The 18,833-nt window shown below is 68.0% G+C and carries 12 protein-coding genes; 2 read left to right on the top strand and 10 right to left on the bottom strand.

Annotated features, from left to right (window positions below; genetic code table 11):
• The first annotated feature begins 106 nt into the window (after nt 1–106).
• The gene (locus MRBLMG1_RS28800; protein WP_367827057.1) at nt 107–3,652 is read left to right on the top strand and encodes a hypothetical protein; all 3,546 of its coding nucleotides are present in this window, start codon (nt 107–109) and stop codon (nt 3,650–3,652) included.
• Nucleotides 3,653–4,218: 566 nt separating this feature from the next.
• On the opposite strand, the gene MRBLMG1_RS28805 is transcribed toward MRBLMG1_RS28800, so the two are convergent.
• The 10 genes from MRBLMG1_RS28805 to MRBLMG1_RS28850 form a co-directional block, all read right to left on the bottom strand.
• On the bottom strand, nt 4,219–5,457 hold the full coding sequence (locus MRBLMG1_RS28805; RefSeq protein ID WP_367827058.1) for a hypothetical protein: 1,239 nt from the start codon (nt 5,455–5,457) through the stop codon (nt 4,219–4,221).
• A gap of 601 nt (nt 5,458–6,058) precedes the next feature.
• Nucleotides 6,059–7,684 (bottom strand): cation acetate symporter, encoded by a 1,626-nt coding sequence (locus MRBLMG1_RS28810; RefSeq protein ID WP_367827059.1) that lies wholly within the window; start codon nt 7,682–7,684, stop codon nt 6,059–6,061.
• A 5-nt stretch (nt 7,685–7,689) separates the two neighbouring features.
• The gene (locus tag MRBLMG1_RS28815; RefSeq protein ID WP_367827060.1) at nt 7,690–7,932 is read right to left on the bottom strand and encodes a hypothetical protein; all 243 of its coding nucleotides are present in this window, start codon (nt 7,930–7,932) and stop codon (nt 7,690–7,692) included.
• Nucleotides 7,933–8,239: 307 nt separating this feature from the next.
• Nucleotides 8,240–9,586, bottom strand: coding sequence for an NAD(P)/FAD-dependent oxidoreductase (locus tag MRBLMG1_RS28820; RefSeq protein ID WP_367827061.1), 1,347 nt, complete (start codon nt 9,584–9,586; stop codon nt 8,240–8,242).
• A gap of 44 nt (nt 9,587–9,630) precedes the next feature.
• Nucleotides 9,631–11,178, bottom strand: a complete 1,548-nt coding sequence (locus MRBLMG1_RS28825) for a long-chain-fatty-acid--CoA ligase (protein ID WP_367827062.1) — start codon at nt 11,176–11,178, stop codon at nt 9,631–9,633.
• A 117-nt stretch (nt 11,179–11,295) separates the two neighbouring features.
• Complete coding sequence (locus MRBLMG1_RS28830) at nt 11,296–12,759, bottom strand: aldehyde dehydrogenase family protein (RefSeq protein ID WP_367827063.1); 1,464 nt, start codon at nt 12,757–12,759, stop codon at nt 11,296–11,298.
• Nucleotides 12,760–12,786: 27 nt separating this feature from the next.
• Nucleotides 12,787–13,884, bottom strand: coding sequence for a Zn-dependent alcohol dehydrogenase (locus MRBLMG1_RS28835; RefSeq protein WP_367827064.1), 1,098 nt, complete (start codon nt 13,882–13,884; stop codon nt 12,787–12,789).
• Between the two features lie 54 nt (nt 13,885–13,938).
• The gene (locus MRBLMG1_RS28840) at nt 13,939–16,284 is read right to left on the bottom strand and encodes an AMP-binding protein (RefSeq protein WP_367827065.1); all 2,346 of its coding nucleotides are present in this window, start codon (nt 16,282–16,284) and stop codon (nt 13,939–13,941) included.
• Nucleotides 16,285–16,352: 68 nt separating this feature from the next.
• Nucleotides 16,353–17,069 carry a transporter gene (locus tag MRBLMG1_RS28845; protein ID WP_367827066.1) on the bottom strand — a complete coding sequence of 239 codons (717 nt, stop codon included), beginning with the start codon at nt 17,067–17,069 and terminating at the stop codon, nt 16,353–16,355.
• A gap of 24 nt (nt 17,070–17,093) precedes the next feature.
• On the bottom strand, nt 17,094–17,993 hold the full coding sequence (locus MRBLMG1_RS28850) for a phytanoyl-CoA dioxygenase family protein (protein ID WP_367827067.1): 900 nt from the start codon (nt 17,991–17,993) through the stop codon (nt 17,094–17,096).
• 198 nt (nt 17,994–18,191) lie between these two features.
• Here MRBLMG1_RS28850 and MRBLMG1_RS28855 point away from each other — a divergent pair, with 198 nt between their 5' ends.
• A complete protein-coding gene (locus MRBLMG1_RS28855; protein ID WP_367827068.1) occupies nt 18,192–18,785 on the top strand; it encodes a TetR/AcrR family transcriptional regulator in 594 nt (197 codons plus the stop codon).
• Nucleotides 18,786–18,833: the final 48 nt, after the last annotated feature.

Here is an 18,833-nt window from a genome sequence, read left to right on the forward strand (position 1 = left end):
TGCTTGCCTGGGCCGTTGCCGTGCATGCCTGGAGCGATCTTCCTTCAGGCATGGGGCCACCGCCGGATGGGGTGTACGGACGCCAGTGCGCGTAGCATGAATAATCATGGATCTCATTGCACGCGTGCGCCGGGCGATGGATGAACAAGCCATCCATCCAACGGAGTTCGAGCGTTGCGCCTGTGCGCTCCTGCAATCACAGTATCCGGGCCTGTCCGCGGTCGAGGGTGGGCATGACTTCGGTCGCGACGCCGACATCTACTTCCCATGGGGACCCCAGGACGCGGACGCCCGTGGGCGCCTGCTCGTGACTACGGGTGATCCTGTGGCGAACCTGCGCACGGGCCTTCGTCGTATGAGTGAAGAGGGCGTGCAAGCCGATCTGATTGTGATGGCCTGCTCACAGCCTGTCGACGCTACCAGGCGCGCCTCCTTGGACCGGTTGTGTGCAGATCGTGGCCTCCCCGCGCCGCACATCTATGCCCGGGACTGGTTCGCTTCGCGCTTGTCCAAGGAGCCGATGTGGAGGTTCCACCTCCTCGGCGTCAGAGGAGAGCTGGAGGCCCTGCTTGACCGGCCGCTGGAGCTGCCGGAAGACGGCGCTGAGCACACCGATCTCTTTGGCCGAGAGGCGGATCTGGCCAAGCTCGACGAGGCCGTCACCAGTGGCCGGGATGTCGTATTGGCCGGCGTGCCCGGTGTGGGGAAAACCCGGCTCACCGTTGAGCTCACAGGCAAGGTCGCCTACCTAGAGCAGGCGCAAGCAGATCGCATCTTGGACGAGCTACTGACTTCTTGCCCTGCCGCCGTGGTCGTGGACGATGCCCACACTCGTCTCGACGAGATGCGTGTGCTGCGGCGGGCGCGCCACGGTGCGGAACATGCTTTCGCCATCGTCGCGACCACCTGGCCCGACAGGGCGGACGAGGTGACGGCGGCCCTGCCCGGCGCTGTCCGCCTCGACATCGACCTGTTGGAGCGATCCGCCATGAACGCCCTGGTCACCTCTCTGGGCGTCACTGGGCACCGGGCCCGGGCGGCAGTTCTCGACCAGGCGGCTGGACGACCGGGGTGGGCCGTCACCTTGTGCCGGCTGTTCACAACGGGTGAGGGAGGCCAGGTAGCCAACGGCGCAGCACACCTGGCCAACGTAGAGCGCCATCTCCGCCGTATCACCGAGACCGAGACAGCCGTCGACGTTCTGGCCTGTGTAGCGGCCCTGGGAGGGGCTTCAAGCGAGACGCTATACGCGCTTGCGCCGCTCGTCGGCGAGCCGCCGGCCAGAATGTCCGGCCTGATGGAGCGCCTTGCGCGCCACGGCCTCGTGGAGACGGTGCACGACGTCTGGCGGCTGCAACCAGCCCTGCGCGCGCCACTGATTGCCCGGTGGTTCTTCACACGTCCGGCAAACAGGCCGTGGTCCACTCTCTGCGACGCCTTCCCCACCAGGAGCCGCGACCTCGTCTCCGCCGCCATCTCCGCAGCCCGCGTCTCAGTCTCCTCGGACGCTCGGACGGCAGTCGAGAACTGGGTGCGAGCCTTGCCCGCACCGACCGAGTGGGACACCGGCACCCTCTCGTTGGTGTCCGAATACGCCCGTCTGGACCGAGAGGCTGCACAGTTCGCGGTCACCCAGGCGCGTGCGATCCTCGCCGCCCCGCGTGACGAGCCAATGAACGCCACCATCACGGACCGGCAAGCTGACGCAGCTGCTCGGCAGCTCGCACAGTCGGCGACGCAGTATCTACTGCCTGAAGCCATAACCGCTCTGCTCGACCTTGCCGTGGGCGACGAGCGCCCGCGCCACTCCACTCCGCAGCACCCACTGCGTGTGCTCGACGACGTGGCCAAAACGATCGACCCGGACTTCGGAACCGTATTCGAGGTTCGAGGGCTGCTGTTGAGGCCCGTCCTTGAGTGGCTGCGTACTCACCGCTCTCCAGCTGACTGGGGTGTAGCCACCGAGGTGCTCGCAAGCATCTTCTCCGCCGAAACGTCTGGGACTTGGACTGACCCCGGTAGTCCCAACACGGTCACACTCGCCCGGGGCGTGGAAAGTGCCGAAAACCTGGCCTGTCTCATCTCCTTGTGGGACCAGGTGGCGCCCGTGATCGAGGAAACCGAACGACAGGACGGCCTGAACAGCGCCCCCGCCGCGGTTGTTCCTCTGCTGGACCTGGCCGCCTCATGGGTACGGCTCGGTGCAGGATTCGTTCCCCACAACAGCGAACCGAGCAGGGAACAGAAGAACCAGGGAGCGAAGGGAGGAACTCGCATGCTGGCTACCCTGCATCATCTGCTCCAGGCCTCTCCCGGCCTCGCTCTGCGTGCTCGACGCATGCTCAACGCCGCATACGCGCGGACCGGCGACGAAGGAAGCAACCTCCCGGCACTGGACATCGATCCAGATATGCAGTCCTTCATCGGCTGGAGTCGTCGGGACGCCACGGGCCACCAGGACGAAACCGCCCCAGGCAGCGTCCGCACAGTGGAATCTCTCGCCCAAAGGATTGCTGCCCTCGGCCCGACCGCCGGAGTCGCGCGATTCATCGCCTTGGCCGAGCAATCCGAGCTCGCGGGAGACCACGGAGGCGGCACCTGGGTCGCCGACCACATGGTGCCGCACCTCACCGACCCCGCCGCCTGGCACGCAGCGGCAACGGCAGCTGGCAGCCCGCCGATTCACCGAGCCGCACTGAGCCGATGGCTCACGACTTCCCCCGACACGTTGTCTGCTGAGGTCCTCACCTCTGCGCTGGATGATCCCCGCTTCAGAACCGGCGTCATCTCCACCGTCCTCGGACGAGGTACAGACGACACTGCTGCCCAGCTCGTGGTCGCGAAGATGCGCGCCGAAGACGCCTGGCTGCTCGACTCGATCTTCCTCCGCGACGAGCCGCACGAGGTACTGCACCGTCTCCTGCGCCACCCAGACGCTGTCGTCGCCGGCAGCACGGCGGTCATCTTCGCCATCGGACAACCCCACGGCCCCTCACTAACGGACGCATGGCGAGCAACCTGGTGTGATGCCGTACGCCGCATCCGCCCCGAGGATCTACCCCAGCACGACGAGTGGCGTGCCGGCCAACTCCTTGCCCACCTTGCCGAGCACGACCCCGATCTGCTGGAAACGTGGTACACCGCGCGCCTCGACGAAATGGCCGAGCAGGGCTACTTCGCTGCGCCCGAGCCCCACGGGTGCGACCTGCACTTGGACCGCCTTCCACAATGCCATCGCTATCGCCTTACCGTCCGCTGTGTCGACCTTCCACGCATCGGCCACAGCCCACTTGTCCAGCTTGTAGGCGCCGACCGCAACCTGGCAGAGCAGCTCATCAGGGATGACGTGGTCACTCCCGACAAGCTTCTCGAAGCCCTCGCGGGCCAGCGGAACGAAACACTGGAAAGCCTCGGACCACTTCTCCTCGACCACGGCGTACCCGCCGCACACATCGCGGCCGACGTCGCATGGGTCGACTCATGGTGGGGAGAGGATTCGGCCAGACACCAACATCTCATCGACTACTTCACAGACCTCTCCATTCGCGTCCCGGCTCTCGCTGCCGTCGCCGAAGCGGGTCGTGCTCAGCAAGAGGAGCTGCTGCGAACGGCGGAAAGGAAAGAGCGCGCTGCACGAGTGCGGGGGCGCTGAGCGAGGCTGGCACAAGGGCTTGGGGATGCACGCTGGAGATCATCGAACGGCCTACGTGCATACCAGAGGCGCTGTGCTGCTTGTTAAGCGTGTCGGTCAGGTGCGTTGGTGGGTTATAGGCAGCGGTGGTAGCCCGGTTCCTCATGCTCCGAGAGTGAGGAGATCTTCTTGAAGTCCTCGCCCGCGGGGCGCTGACCTGCGCAGATAGACGTCTAAGGGGTGCTGGCCTGCGACTTTGCTCCTTTCCGGAGCTTTCGCGATGACACCGTCTTACGCGGTCGATTCTCCCCAGACGCTCCCCAAGGCGGCTTGATTCTCCCCAGATTCTCCCCGGCTGGCACTGCTTCGGCAGGAGGTGCAGCCCCTGGTCAAGGCTAGTTCTCGGCTCGGAGAAGCGGCTACGCATAGTGTCAAGGGAGGTGCCGGTCGGTGCGACGAAGGCGGTCTGGCCGGCGAGGAGGCGGGCTGACCAGGCCGCGTAGTCCTCGGCGGCCCAGCCGATCCGGCGGAACAGTACGGCGGACAGCTCCGGTTCGCGGATGAGTGGCGCCGGTGCCCGGGGTGGGTCAGAGAAGGCTTCTTCTGCGGACGGGCAGGATGCTCAGGGCCATGACGGTGCCGTCCTCGTGGAACGAGATCGGCCCGTTCCACTTGCTGGCCTCTTCGGTGCTGGGCAGGGCGGAGCGGAGTTCGTAGGCTGCCTGCCGGTATCCCTCCACACGCCCTTCGCTGATCAGCCCGTACAGTCTCGCGTCCATTCCGGAGAATGCCTCGATGCGTACGGTCTCCATGCGGAAGACGTGGTCGGTCCCCACGAATCTCCTGCCGGCGACCGTGATCTCGGCGTCGTGAGAGCTGGACGTAGCGGCGAAGGTGGGCACGTCGTAATGCTCGCGGCCTTGGTGTTTGGTGAGGTACTGGGCTGTCTTCCGGCCGCCGCCGGCAAAGGCGGTCAGCCCGGCGGCCCCGGTGCGGGCCAGGAGCTGGCCGAACCAGGGGAGGTCGTCCTCGCCGACCTGGAAGCCGTCGACGTTCCGTGCGCGCCAGCCCCCGCGGGCCGGTACGCGGATGGCGTTGGGATAGGGGATGCCCGACTTGCCGGTGATCTCCTCGTCGGCGTTCCCGGGCGTTCCCGGTATACGGAGAGGGAGCAGGACTTCGCCGGAGGACTGCAGGGTGTTGATGACGATTCCGCCCTGGCCCACGAGCTCAGTGGACAGCATCAGGCACGGCGCCCTGTTCCACTCGCCGATCTGCATGCCCTCGGCCAGCTCCGATCCCTTGACCAGCTGCTGGATCGTGGTGCTACGGGTGCGGCCGGACCGCTTGGACGGCTTCTGGTGGTTGCCCCGGCAGACCACGAACGTGACCTTCGACGGCTCTCCCGGTTTCCACGCCTCGATGAGGAAGTCGGGCCGGGGACGTGAGCCCTTGTCCCGCTGGATGCCGCCCAGAGCCCAGCCGGCCCGCAGGATCGTGCTCGTGTCCACAGCCGAGACGATGTGATCCGGATACCGCTCCCGCACGATGTGCTCCGCGGCGGCGAGACCGAAGCCGACGGCCAGTTCCCTGGCCTGCATGGACTTGTACCAGCGTTCGGCGGTGCGCCCCTTGTCGGTGAGGTCCATGACTCCGGCGCGGTTGCCGCACAGAGCCTCGCAGTACTTCAGGCTCAGCCAGTGCTCCGCGAGCCCCCGACCCACGCCCTGGCCGGCCAGTACGTACCCGCGGGCGACGGCGTGCAGCGCCTGCCATGGGTTCAGACCAAGGGAGTTGTCGATGTCGGCCTTGGCGACGGGACGCACGTCGGGCTTCCTCCGAACCACCTCCTGGCCCTTCTCCCTGCGCCTTGCGTCGATGGCCGCTGCCGCGGAATCGACATGGGCGACGAGATCGGCGGTAGACCTGACGTGAACGGTCTGCCGACGGCTGAGTGCGTTCAGGATCTGACGAGCGGTTCTTGCCATGAATCCCCCGTGGTGTCCGCGTGCGCCTGGCCGACCGGGACGGTAGTTCGGCGTGCAGGGGCGCATACAAGTACGCATGGCACATCACCGTGCGGAACCAGCCATACGGAACGCAGGGCGGAGCTTCCAGCGGCGTGGTGGTGAAGCGGACGGAGGATCGACTGCGGATCCGCTGGCTGCATGCTGAATTTTCCAGCTAGTGACGTTCCGTGAGGCTGGGTTTGGAATCAGGTGGTCTTATGCCAGGGGACCAGTAGCCTCGTCACACGGCGCGATCGACTGACCAGTCGCCGGTGTGTGTCGGCTCGACGGTGACCAGTGGTGCAGCCGGCCGCCGGCTTCAGTGCCGCGGGCCCGGCCCCCGTCGAGGCGAAGGGGGCCGGGCGCGGGAAACTGTTCGGGGTCACGCTGCGCCGTGTCGCAGACAGCTGATCCCGGATCAGTGCCTCTGATCGACTTCTTTCCCCGTCAGGAGCCTGTACTCAACGGCTGGAAAATCGGGTTCGGAGTCATCCGGCGAGGTGATGGTGCCGAGCCAACCGAGGAAGAAGGCCGCCGGCACGGAGAACAGGCCCGGGGTCTGGAACGGGAACCAGTCGAAGCTCGCCTCCGGCCACAGCGCATAGGCGGTGCCGGAGACGCTGGGCGAGAAGAACATGAGCGTGGTGCAGAGCGCCAGTCCCCCGTAGACGGACCACAGGAGCCCCTTGCGATTGAACCTGCGCCAGAAGAAGGAGTAGACCAGTGGGGGGAAGACGCACGACGCCGCGACGCTCATCGAGAACGTGACGAGGAAGTCGACCGGGTAACGATGGGTGGCAGCGGACAGCGACAAGCCCACAGCGCACAGGACGACGACGGTCAGACGGAGCACCCGCACTTCTCCGGTGTCGGTGCGGGCGCGCTTGCTCCGGCCGAACACGTCGTGGGCGAAGGAGACGGCGGCGGCGAAGGTCACACTGGTCGTGGTCGACAGGACGGCCAGGAAGGCGACACACGCCATGGCGGTGATGAGCGCGACGCGCCCCGCCGAGCCGTCACCGAGCACGCCCGAGGCCAGCAGGATCGGGGCGGACTGTCCATTGGTATCGACCGCGCCGATGACCCTGCTGCCCACCACGGCCGCTGCGGCGAAACCCGTCGTGATCAGGAGCAGGGCGAACACACCGACCAGCCCCACGGCGATGCCCATGGACCGTCGCGCCGCGCGCCCGCTGCGGGACGCGCTGACGCGCAGGAGCAGGTGAGGCGCCACGGCCGTACCGAGGATCACGACCATGTGGTCGCCGAACGCGTTGAGCGGTCCGAGCCCCGCCGTGTACGGCCACAGTCCCGGGCTCAGGTACGCGTCCGGCGCCACGCTGTTGTCCACCGCGGAGGCCAGCAGACGTCCGGGGTCCCAAGCGAATCGATGGAGGGCCAGCAAGGTGAGCACTGCCAGCGTCACCAGCGTGACGGGCACCTTGACGACCTGCAGGAAGCTGGTGCCTCGCAGATCGGCCACCGCGGCGAAGCACGCGACGAGGCAGCCCACCAGTACCGTGCACGCCACCTGGGCCTCGTCGGTCGAGATGCCGATCACGAGCGCCGTGCTGATGCCGGCCGCGCGCAGTTGGATCAGGAGAAGGGGGATCGCGATGGTCATCGTCACGATGGTCGCGGCTATGCGGGGTGCCGTTCCTGATGCGCGCAGGGAGAAGAGGTCGCCGAGGGTGTACCGGCCGCTGTTGCGTACCTTTTGGGAAATGAGCAGCGTGACGCCGAGGGTGATCAGGATGTCGATGGCATACCCGAACCCGTCGTAGCCGAACAGGGTGATGGCCCCGGGAATCGCCAGCAGGGTGAGGACCGAGATCTGCTCGCCCGCCATGGCGAATCCGTTGAAGACCGGGGAGAGGGACCGGTCGGCGATGTAGAGCTTTTCCGGGTGGTCCTCCTGTGTGGCGAGATTGAAGATCCACAGGAGAGAAAGGCCGATGAAGACCAGAAAGGCGATGATCACCGGAGCTCTGGCATCGGAACCGATCGGGTCGACGTCGCCCGAGGTCAAGATGTGCAGGGTCACCCGCTTCACCGCCAGGAGTGGTCGACGGAGGAAGCGTCCGACGTCCCGGCCTGGGGCAGGGTGGATGTCAGAGACCGCTCGATGGGATCGCACAGACGCGTCGACCGACGCTCGTGCCACCAGGTGGAGGCGACGAACAGGCCACCTTGCAGGACGCCCCACAGCACGCCCATCGTGAGCTGCCCGTACACGCGCGCCGAGGGAAGACCCGTGAAGGGGAACAGCACGATGCCGGTGGCGAGGGGCACTGCGTTGACGACAAGGAATCTGCGCTGGGTGCGATGCACGGCTACGCGGAGACTTTCACTGCGGTACGACCGGGGGGCACCTCCTGAAGCGTGGGGCGTCGGTGGGCGACCGGGTGGCGCCGGGGGGAAGTGAGAGCGCATGGAACCTTCCTGAGTTGCCATCGGATTTCGCAGTGCTGATCACGGACGAACCCCGTCCTTTCACGGTCGCGTTTCTCGGCGACCGGCATGGCTCTCCGCCGCGCCCCGAGGCCACGGGGCGCGGCGGAGTTCCTGCTTGAGGGCCGCCCTTCGTCACCGGGCCCGGTCAGTTCACCGGGGCCGCGCCGCGTCGGGCGTTCCGTCGGCTGCCGTTGACCAGGTCGTTGAAACGGTCGACGGCCCAGATGGTCCGCAGCCCTGGAGCGCCCATCATCATGGGGCGTCCGAACGTGGGCTTCTTCACCCAGAGAGCCTTCAGGTCCTCGTGCTGTTCGCCGTCCACGATGTGGTCGGCGATGAGCGAGCCGAGGTACGGCGCCTGGGCCAGGCCGTGGCCGTTGCAGGCGACCGAGTAGAAGACGTTGTCGTCGATGTTGCCGGCGAGCGGCAGCCACGACGTCGTGATCCCGATCCATCCGCCCCAGGCTCGAGCGGCTGCGACGTCGGCCAGCGCGGGGAAGCGGGTTTCGAAGCCGCGTGCGAGGTCGGCGACGACCGCCTCGTCCGGCTTCCTCAGGGGAAGCGGGTAGCTCTTCCCCCGTTGGATCCGGCGGACGCCGAACACGATCGTGTTGCGCGAGGTGAGCCGGTAGTTCTCCATGAAGTTGTGCTGGGTGACCACCCCCGACCGGCTGGTCCAGCCGAGCGCGGCCAGGCGTGCGGGGTCGATGGGCTCGGTCTCCACCTCGGTGACCCAGATGGGCACGGACAGGCGCTTCGGAGTGATCGACAGCTCGCCGCCGAAGGCGTTCGTCGCGAGCACGAGTTTGTTCGCGCGCACCTCACCGCCGGGTGTCCTGACGGTGATGCGACCGCCGTCCCGCGTGATGTCGGTGACCCTCGTCCGTTCGAAGACCCGGGCACTGGACGAGAGGACGGCGCGGCGGATGCCCAGGCTGAACTTGCCGGGGTTCATCATCCCGCCGACGGACTCGCGGAAGCCGCCGAGGAATCCGCGGGGGATGCCCAGCTCCGCACTCGTGCCGAGTTCGACCTTCCCGCCGGCCTTCTGCAGGATCTTGGTCACGCGACGCACGCGGCCCATCTGCCCGCGGGAAACCGCGGCGCAGACGTTGCCGGTGGCCTCGTAGTCGCAATCGATGTCCAGCCGTTCGATCAGGCGCTCCACGAAGTGCGCGGAGTTCTCGGCGAACCGGACGATGCCGGGGAACTTCCTGGGGTAGAGGATGTTCAGGAACTGGATGTCGCCGCCCGGGGCACCTGCCAGCTGTCCGGCATTGCGCGAGGCGGAGCCGTGGCCGCAGAACTCGGCCTCCAGCAGCACCACGTCCTGGCCGCGCTCGGCCAGCCGCAGCGCCGTAGACATCCCGGCCAGTCCGCCGCCCACGACCACCACCTCACAGGTGACGTCCTCCTCCAGGGCGGACCGGACGTCGCCCGGCGGGTCGACCCATCCGGTGAAGGTGGTGTACTCGACGTTGTCCGTCTTCATCTCACGGTTCCTTGCTTCGTGTTGTACGGGGCAGCGGCTCGGCTTCAGACCAGCCGGCGCTTGAGGATCTTTCCGCTGCCGGTCATCGGCAGGCTCGACACGATCTCGACGATGCGGGGGTACTTGTAGGAGGCCATCTGCTCCTTGCCCCAGGCGACGAGGTCGTCGGCGGTGAGTGCGGCGTCCTTCTCGAGGATCACGAAGGCCTTGATCTCCTCGCCGTGGCTGTCGTGCGGGACGCCGATGACCGCCGCGAGGCTCACCGCGGGATGGGTGTGGAGCACCTCTTCGATCTCGCGGGGGTAGACGTTGAAGCCGCCGCGGATGATGAGGTCCTTGGCCCGGTCGACGATGTAGTAGAAGCCGTCCTCGTCGCGTCGTGCGAGGTCCCCGGTGCGGAACCATCCGTCACGGATCGCCTCGGCCGTCGCCTCCGGGCGGTTGTAGTAGCCCTTCATGACGTTGTGGCCCCTGATCGCGATCTCGCCGACTTCCCCGGCCTCGGTGACCTCCGTCCAGTCCGGTCGGATCAGCTTCAGTTCCACACCCCAGATCGGGAGGCCGATCGAGCCCGGTCGGGACTCGAGCCGGGGGTCGCTGAACGTGGCGACGGGCGAGGTCTCGGACAGCCCGTACCCTTCGAGCACGGTGACGCCGAGGCGCTGCTCGACCCGGTTGATGATCTCGACAGGCAGGGCCGCCCCACCGGAGATGCCGATCCGTAGGTTGCCGGCGATCCGACGGACGTCGACGTCGTCGGAGAGGGCGTTGAGCAGCCCCCACCACATGGTCGGAACACCCGCGAAGAACGTGATGACCTCGCGGCTCATGAGCTCGACCACCTCACGGGCGGCGAAGCGCGGCACGAGGTGCAAGGTCGCCGCGACCGAGAACCCCGCGTGCATCTGCACCGTCGCGCCGAAGGTGTGGAACAGGGGAAGGCACACCACATGGCTGTCGGTGGCCGGTTCGTTGCGGAACAACCGGTTGTTGGCCAGCACGTTCATCATCGTGTTCGCGTGGGAGAGTTCGGCGCCCTTGGCCTGGCCCGTCGTTCCCGACGTGTAGAGGATGACCGCGGTGTCGGTCGGCTCCCTGACCACCGACTCGAACACGGTGCTCATGCCGGCGAGTGCCTGACCGAGCGTCTCGGTACCGGCGATCGGGCTGGGCGCCTCCTGGTCGGCGGTGATGACGAAGAAGTGCTCGACCGTCCCGACCTCTTCGTATCCGGCATGGCCCTCCGAGGCCATGGCCAGCTCCGGAGTTCCCTCGAAGCAGAAGTACGCCGAGACGTCCGCGTCGTCCAGGTGGTAGGCGATCTCGCGGCCCTTGAGCAGGACGTTGAGCGGGACCACGACGGCACCCGCCTTGAGCACGCCGTAGTAGACGATGGGGAAGGAGGGCAGGTTGGGGCAGCTGAGGGCGACCTTGTCGCCGGGCCGGATGCCCCGGGACACCAGCAGGTTGGCGACCTGGTTCGCCGCCTCGTCGACCTGGCGGTAGGTCAGCCGGGTCGGGCCGAGCACGAGTGCGTCCCGGTCCGGGAACGTGCGGGCGGAGTCTTCGAGAAGGATCGAGAGGTTCAGCAAGGTGGTTCTCCAGCGGCTCTGGGTTGGTCATCGGGTGATCTCGACGGCTGAGTCGAAGACGTCAGCCCTCAGCCGCTGCGTCGTTCACCCGCGTCCCGGACACGACAGCGGCGCGTTTCACAGCGGAAGGTCCGGCGAGTCGACTCCGACCACCCGGTCACCGCAGAACACGCGCACCGACTCGGCGGGGCCGTGACCGCCGATGCCGGACGGTCCCCAGAAGCTCTGCGCGGAATCGTCGCCGAGGTCGGCGAGCTTGGCGCCGTTGACCCGCACCTCGCCGGACAGCACACGCGAGCCGACCTCGATCGCGCGCTCCGTGTCGCCGCCGAACACATAGGCGTCGAGCCCCGAGGGGTGGGCGTTCGCGATGCGCAGCGCCTCCTCGTCGGAATCGACGGCGTGCAGCGACACCACGGGACCGAACAGCTCCGCGGTGGCCTTCGCCGGGTCGGCCCCGGCGGCGACGGTCGGCGAGAGGAAGAACCCGTCGAGCTCGGGCAGCCGGGCCGGCCGGTGGACGCTCGCCCCCAGGGCGCGCAGGCCTTCGATCCGGCTCTCCAGCGTCGCGAAGTGCGGCGCGTTCGAGATCGGACCGAGTTCGGTGCCTTCGTCGAGCGAATGACCGATCACGACCTTGGAGATGCGCGCGGTCAGCGCTTCGAGCAGCGGCTCCACCAGGCTCCGGTGGGCGAGCACCTTACCCGGTCCCTCGCACCACTGGCCGTTCAGCTTGGTCATGCCCTCGAAGATCCCGTCGGCGGCGACCTCGACGTCGGCGTCGTCCAGGACGAGCGCGGGGTTGTTGCCGCCGAGCTCCAGCTGGAGGACCTTGAAGTCCTCCGCGGCGGCCCGGGCGATCGCCCGGCCGGCGGTCGGACCACCGGTGAACGACAGAACCTTGACGCGCGGGTCACCGGTCAGTGCGGCGCCCACGTCGCCCCGTCCGTGCACGAGCTGCAGCGCGCCGCTGGGCAGCCCGGCTTCGACGAAGCACTCGACGATGATCTGCGCGCTGCCCGGGGCGTGCTCCGACGGCTTCAGGATCACCGGGCAGCCCGCCGCGACCGCGCTCACGACCTTCGCCGCGGGGATGAAGCTCGGGCCGTTCCACGGCGTGAGGATCGCGGCCGGCCCCCACGGGACCTTGTACAGGCGGACATCGCGGCCGCCCGCCGCCAGAGCGCGCACCCGGGGGATGTTCAGCAGATCCGCCGCCGTCGCCCGGATCCTGGCGGGCAGGAACGCCGCCACCTTCCGGGTGACGCCGATCGGCACACCGCTGGTCAGGGAGTCCGTGCGGGCGATGTCCTCGACCCGGGTCTCGATGAGCGCGGCGACGCGTTCGAGCACGTCGGCACGCTCCCGGCGGGCCTCGTCGTCCCACCGGCCGACGCCGTACACGCCCTCGGCGTGCCGCAGCGCCCGCTCGACGTCTTCGGATCCGGTCGTGACCGCGCGGTGCACCGGTTCCCGGGTGTTGGGGTCGACGTTCCATTCGCCCCGGATCGTCTCGCAGTCGCTCCAGGCGTCCGCTATGTAGTTCACCGGCTGGGGAATCGTCGTCTCGCCGCTCGACATGTGAGTCACCTCTGCATCCGTTGTTGGTCAGGCATTGAGGTCGACGACGACGCGCGTCACGTCACCGCTGCGCATCGCCTTGAAGCCCTCGTTGATCTCGCCGAACGGGATGACCTGCGTGACCATCTCGTCCAGCAGCAGCCGCCCCTGCTGGTAGAGGCGCGCGAGCTGGACGATGTCCTGGCGCACCTGACCCGATCCCATGTACGAGCCGATGAGGCGCTTCTCGCCGAAGAAGAAGTCCGAGGCGGGCACCTTGAGCTCGGTGCCCGCCGGGGCGATGCCCACCAGGCACGCGGTGCCGGTCTCCCGCACCACCGAGAGCGCCGTGGCCGCGGTGCGCGCCGAGCCGACGGCCTCGAACGAGTAGTCGACCCCGTCGCCCAACAGCTTCCGGACCTCCGCGGCGACGTCCTCGGCGCCCCCGTTCACGACGTGCGTCGCGCCGTAGCCGCGGGCGGCCTCGAGTCGCGCCTCGTCCAGGTCGATCGCGACGACGGCCGAAGCCCCCGCCAGTCTGGCTCCCTGGATGATGGCCGACCCGACGCCGCCGCAGCCGATCACCGCCACCGTGCTTCCCGGACGCACCCGGGCACCGCGGAAGACGGCGCCGACGCCGGTGATGACACAGCACGCCAGGAGACACCCCACGTGCAGCGGCACCGCGTCGTCCAGCTTCACCAGCGCGTTCTCCCGCATGAGGGTGTGCCGCGAGAACGCGCCGACGTCGCCGAGCCGCTCGACCGGCTTGCCGTCCGCCAGTTGGAACGCGGGACGCGGGCGACGACGGACCTCCGCCACGCGCCGACACTGCGTCGACCGGCCGGCCTCACAGTTGACGCACCGGCCGCACGACGGCGTCAGCGCCCCGACCACACGGTCGCCGACACGCAGTCCGGTCACCGCGGAGCCGGTCGCCTCGACCACACCGGCCACCTCGTGACCCACCACCACCGGCAGGTCGGTCGGCACCGTGCCGGTCATGTAGTGCAGGTCGCTGTGGCACAGGCCCACGTGCGAGACCGCGACGCGTACCTCGTCGGGCTCGGGATCGTCCACCTGGATCGCGGTCATCTCGAGCGGTTCGTTCACCGCGGTGAGCACCGCGGCCTCTGTGTCGATCACTTCTTCTCCTCAGTCGTTCCTTGCGGAAGGGGCCGTACCGGCCCCTGTCCCGAGCTACTTGCCGGTGCCCTTCGCGGCCCAGAAGCCTTCGACGCCCGCCCTGAACACCCCGCTCTCCCAGGTCTCCCGCGCGGCGGCGTCCTCACGGGCGAAGGCCTGCTCGATCTCGTCGAGCCGCGGCCGCAGGAGCGCGAGGTGGAGCGCCGTCGTGTTGTTCTCCGGCGTCCACTCGACGACCAGGTCAACCGCGCGGTCGACCAGTTCGCCGGGCGCGACGACCTCGTCCAGGAGACCGATCCGCAGGGCCTCCTCGGCACCGATCCGCGGCGAGCCGAGGACCATGCGCATCGCGTGGTTCCCGACGATCCGGGTCAGCAGCAGGCTCGACGCGTTCGAGATCGTGATGCCCCGGCCGTTCTCCGGCTGGTAGTACTCCGCCGCCGGGCTGCCGATCCGCGCGTCGCAGCAGAGGGTGATCTCCGAGGCGCCGCCCACCGCGAGACCGTTCACGGCCGCGATGACGGGGACCCGTGTCTCCACGACGGCGCGGGTGATGTCGTGGAAGGTCTCGAACGCCTCCCGCATCTCCTCGTACGAGGTGGGCGGCGCCTGGAGGTCCTCGCCGGCCGAGAACGCCCGGCCCTCACCCGTGAGCACGATTCCGCGCACGCTCTCGCCGGCCCCGAACTTCCGTATGACCTGGGCGAGTCGGCGTCGCGTGGCGACGTCCATGGCGTTCAGCTTCTCCGGACGGCGCAGGGTCAGCACCGCCACGCCCCGTACGACGTCGACGTCGAGGACGTCCGCGGACGGGGTGGACGACTGGGCGGCGGGCGCGCCCGCAGAGCCGCGCCGGGCACCCAGGTCGAAGGTGACGCCGGGCTCGGCCGCGGCGCGGGCCTTGAGCGCCGGCTTGGACACGCGCTCGGACGGCGTCCGCGGGAAGTCGGCGACGAACTCCACGTAGCGCGGCACCTTGAAACGGGCGAGCTGCCGGCCGGCCCGGTCGACGAGCCGCGCGGCGGTCGTGCGGTCCGCCGGCACCCCGACGGAGAGCTGGACGAAGGCCTTGACCTCTTCGCCGAAGGTCTCGTCGGGTTCGGCGACGACGGCGGCGGCCACGACCTCCTCGTCACGTTCGAGAGCGGCCTCGACCTCGGCGCTCGCGATGTTCTCGCCGCCACGACGCACCATGTCCTTGATCCGGCCGACCAGCCGGACGCCCCCGTCCGGTCGGCGGACGACGACGTCGCCGGTGTGCAGCCAGCCGTCCCGCAGCACGCGGGCGGTGTCCTCCGGACGGTTCCAGTAGCCGAGCATCATCGGCCTGCCCGAGACGATCAGCTCGCCGGGCTCGCCGTCGGGCAGATCGACTCCCTGCGGATCGACCACCCGGATCCGCTTCGTCGGCACCGGAAGCCCCAGGCTCCCGCTCCCCACGGAGCTCGTGTCGTCGACGGAACCGAACAGGTCGACGCCGGTCTCGGTCATGCCGTAGATCTCCCGCCACGGCGCGCCCCAGCGTTCCTCCAGCTGCGCGTGGATCCCGACCGGGATGCCCGAACAGAGCACCAGACGGAGCTGGTTGTCCAGGTCGTCGGGGTGCGGCGGTTGCTTGAAGAGCAGCGTCGGCATGGACCCGAGCACGTAGAAGAAGGTGGCGCGGTGGCGGCGGACGTCGGCGAAGAAGCCCGAGGCGGAGAACCGGGGCAGCACGACCAGCGGGGCCCCGATCGTCAGGGCGAGCGCGGTGTTCCACTGCGGGTCCATGTAGGAGAACGGCTGAGCGGTGAGCAGGACGTCGTCGGACCCGAGGCCGGTCACCGCGGCACAGGTCCAGCCCAGCCGCACCCAGTAGTCGTGGGTGAGCATGCACGCCTTGGGGAAGCCGGTGGTGCCCGAGGTGTACTGCAGGTTCGCCAAGGTCCCGGCGGTGGGGCGCACCGCCGGAGCGGTCGCCGGGAAGGGCGCGGACCCGTCCGCGGCGACGTCGACGACGCGCAGGCCCGCCAGATCGGTCTCGGTGTCGGCGACCTCCTTCAGGAGACCCGCCCGCTCGTGATCGGCGAACACGACCCGGGCTCCCGAATCCCGCAGGAGGAAGGTGAGGTCGGCCCGCTTGTACGAGGAGTTGACCGGTACCGCCACAGCGCCGGCCTTCAGCGCGGCCAGCCACACGACCGGCCAGTGCACGATGTTCGGGAGCATGATCGCGACACGGTCGCCGGGCTGGACGCCGTCCACCTCGATCAGCCGATGTGCCAGCCTGGAGGTCCAGGCGTCGATCTCGGCGAAGGTCCAGGACGCGTCGCCGAAGCGCAGGAACTCCCGATCGGGTGATCGCCGCGCACGCTCGGCCAGCAACCCGGTCAGCGTCGCGATGGACGGGTCCTCTCCCATCTGCTCGGGCCTGACGGCCGGCTGCGGACGGCGAGGGGCCGCGTCTCCCTCTCGCTGGGGCGTTTCCTTCACGACCACGACTGCTCCCCGGCACCGGCACGGCTCTGCTCGCGTCGGTTCGGCTCCGCACCGACCGACTCGTTGTGCCTGTGCAGGGCGCGGTAGGCGAAGTAGTAGGTGAACATCTGGAATCCCCAGGTGCTCAGCGCGCCGATGTAGAAGAGGGTGTGCGCCGCGTCGTCACCCGGAATGTGGACGAAGTCGTACGTCCAGGCGATGACGCATGCGGCGGCGGTCGCCAGAATCACGCCGATGGCCGTTCCCTTCGCGCCGATCGACCAGAGCCGCCTCGCGAAGTAGATCAGGAACAGGGTGGTCAGAACATTGACCACGATGAGGAAGATCGCGGCCCCCACGCCGAGCTTCCCGCTGAAGAACAGCAGGAAGAGTCCGACCGCGGCGGCGAACACGAACACCCCGACGTCCGTCCCCACGGACGGCTTGTACCGGTGCGTCACCTGCATCAGGCCCATGACGAGGATCAACGTGATGCCGACCGACCGGGAGAACTGGTCGAAGAAGTACGCGACGGTGTACATGGGACTCGTCTCGTCGGCGCCCACGAGCGCATAGACGAGGAAGTTCGACCCGGAGGTGGCGACGATGATCCATTCGAGGCCGAGAAGGTAGTTCTTGAAATTCCGAATGAATTTCCACCCGAAGGTGAATCCGACGACGATCATCCAGACGTCGGCGAGCAGGAAAAGCAGGTCTCTGAATGCCATTTTTCCTCGGTTCCTTGATCCTCGTCAGAGCGTGGTGGGCAGGCCGGCGTCGAGGGAGGTGTAGTCGTCCCGCTTGAGCAGGTCCATGGGGTCGGACATCTGGCCGGCGACTTCGGCCCAGCCGAGGTAGTGCTCCGACGACCAGTCGAGGGCGCGCTGGATCTCTTCCGGGAGCTTCCGGATCTGCTCCAGCTTGTACGCGAGGAAGTGGTTCTCCTCCGTACGCAGGAAGGCGAGGTCCCAGCCCATCGAAAGCCCGAAACGATGGGTGTCCGTGGTCGTGTTCTCGCCGCCGCCGTGATAGGTCGATCCGATCCAGATGAGCGCGGAACCCGCCTTCATCTCGGTGGGGACCGCCTCCTCGCGCCGGGGCGCCCGGTGGTCGTCCCAGAGGTGCGACCCGGGAATCACCAGCGTTCCGCCGTTCTCCGCGGTGAAGTCGCTGACCGCGACCATGATCTGCACCCGGGCTTCACGCTGGTAGTCCGGATGCCGCCACAGCCAGACGGAATCGTCGCGGTGGAGCGGCTGCGCACCCTGGCCGGGGCCGATCTTGATGGCCATCGTGGCGCCGATGTGCATTCCCGCGGGATTCGGCACCGCGTCCTCTCCGAAGAAGACGTCGATCGGCTTGTTGAGGATGATCTCGGCGACTCGGTGGTACAGCGGGTTCAGCGCCACGGTGACCATGTGCTCGGTTTTCGCGAACAGGCCGCCCGCCCGGCGCGTGCGGTTGCCGGCGAACACCTCGTCGTGCCCCGTGTCCACCACGTCGAGCACGGGATCCAGGTCGTTCTTGAGGCCTGCGATCACCGTGTCGTCGAAGAGCCCTTCGACGATCACCCCGCCGTCTCGCAGGATGATCTCGACTGCCTCCTCGGGGGGCGTGTCGGCAGTGATGCGAGCGAGTACTGGGTTCGACATGGTCAATCCTCCAGTCGATGCCGGCGGCATCGGGTCTTCGCGTGGGGATGAGAGTCATGCTGCTTCATCTTGGTCATCCGATCAAGTCATATGACTAACTATTTCGACCTGGGGCTGCGGAGTCGGTGGAGACGGACAAACCGCCTGGTAGCCTGGGTGGCGACTTGATCAAACGTCCAACTCAGGCAGGGGGCAGATGTGGCACGCGTACCGGCGGCCGAGCGACGCAACGACCTGGTGAACGCCGCCATCCAAGTGATCGCCAGCCACGGCGTCGACGGTGCGACGACTCGCCGTATCGCCGAACAGGCGAAGGCCCCGCTGGCCACGCTGCACTACTGCTTCCAGACCAAGGAGCTGCTGTTCGCAGCCGTTTTCGAGAGGTTGACGGAGCGGTACCGCGAGGTTCTGATCGAGAACGATGTGCACGGCGACCTCGTCGCGACCGCGCGTGCGATCCTCCGCGGACTCCTGAACTGGTATCTCGAGTCCGATCCGGAATTCGCGTCCGCGAGCTTCGAGCTGATCAGCTGGGCACAACGCCAGGAAGAGCACCCGGCAGTGACCGTGTACAACGAGGCGTTCAACGTCGTGCGATCGATCCTCGCGAGAGCGGCCGCCGGACAGAACGTCCCGCCCGAGACGATCGACCAGATCGGTTACGTCATCGGGACCCTTTCGGACGGCTTCGTCGTGAACTGGCTGACGTACGCCGACCGGTCCCGAGCCGCCGAGCAGGCCGAGATCGTCGCCGATGTGTTCGACGCGTGGCTGGCCGCGAAGCTCGCCTGATCACGGGCCTTGGACGGCCCCTGACCGGACCCGAGTGCAGCTGCCCGC

Origin of the sequence: Streptomyces sp. LMG1-1-1.1, assembly GCF_040815545.1 — a bacterium.
Classification (GTDB): Bacteria; Actinomycetota; Actinomycetes; order Streptomycetales; family Streptomycetaceae; genus Streptomyces.

Bases quoted from the DNA above. Each gene is read 5' to 3' on its own strand.
- MRBLMG1_RS28800 (WP_367827057.1), top strand. From the start codon at position 107: ATGGATCTCATTGCACGCGTGCGCCGGGCGATGGATGAACAAGCCATC.
- MRBLMG1_RS28840 (WP_367827065.1), bottom strand. From the start codon at position 16,284: ATGGGAGAGGACCCGTCCATCGCGACGCTGACCGGGTTGCTGGCCGAG.
- MRBLMG1_RS28820 (WP_367827061.1), bottom strand. From the start codon at position 9,586: ATGAAGACGGACAACGTCGAGTACACCACCTTCACCGGATGGGTCGAC.
- MRBLMG1_RS28850 (WP_367827067.1), bottom strand. From the start codon at position 17,993: ATGTCGAACCCAGTACTCGCTCGCATCACTGCCGACACGCCCCCCGAG.
- MRBLMG1_RS28830 (WP_367827063.1), bottom strand. From the start codon at position 12,759: ATGTCGAGCGGCGAGACGACGATTCCCCAGCCGGTGAACTACATAGCG.
- MRBLMG1_RS28845 (WP_367827066.1), bottom strand. From the start codon at position 17,069: ATGGCATTCAGAGACCTGCTTTTCCTGCTCGCCGACGTCTGGATGATC.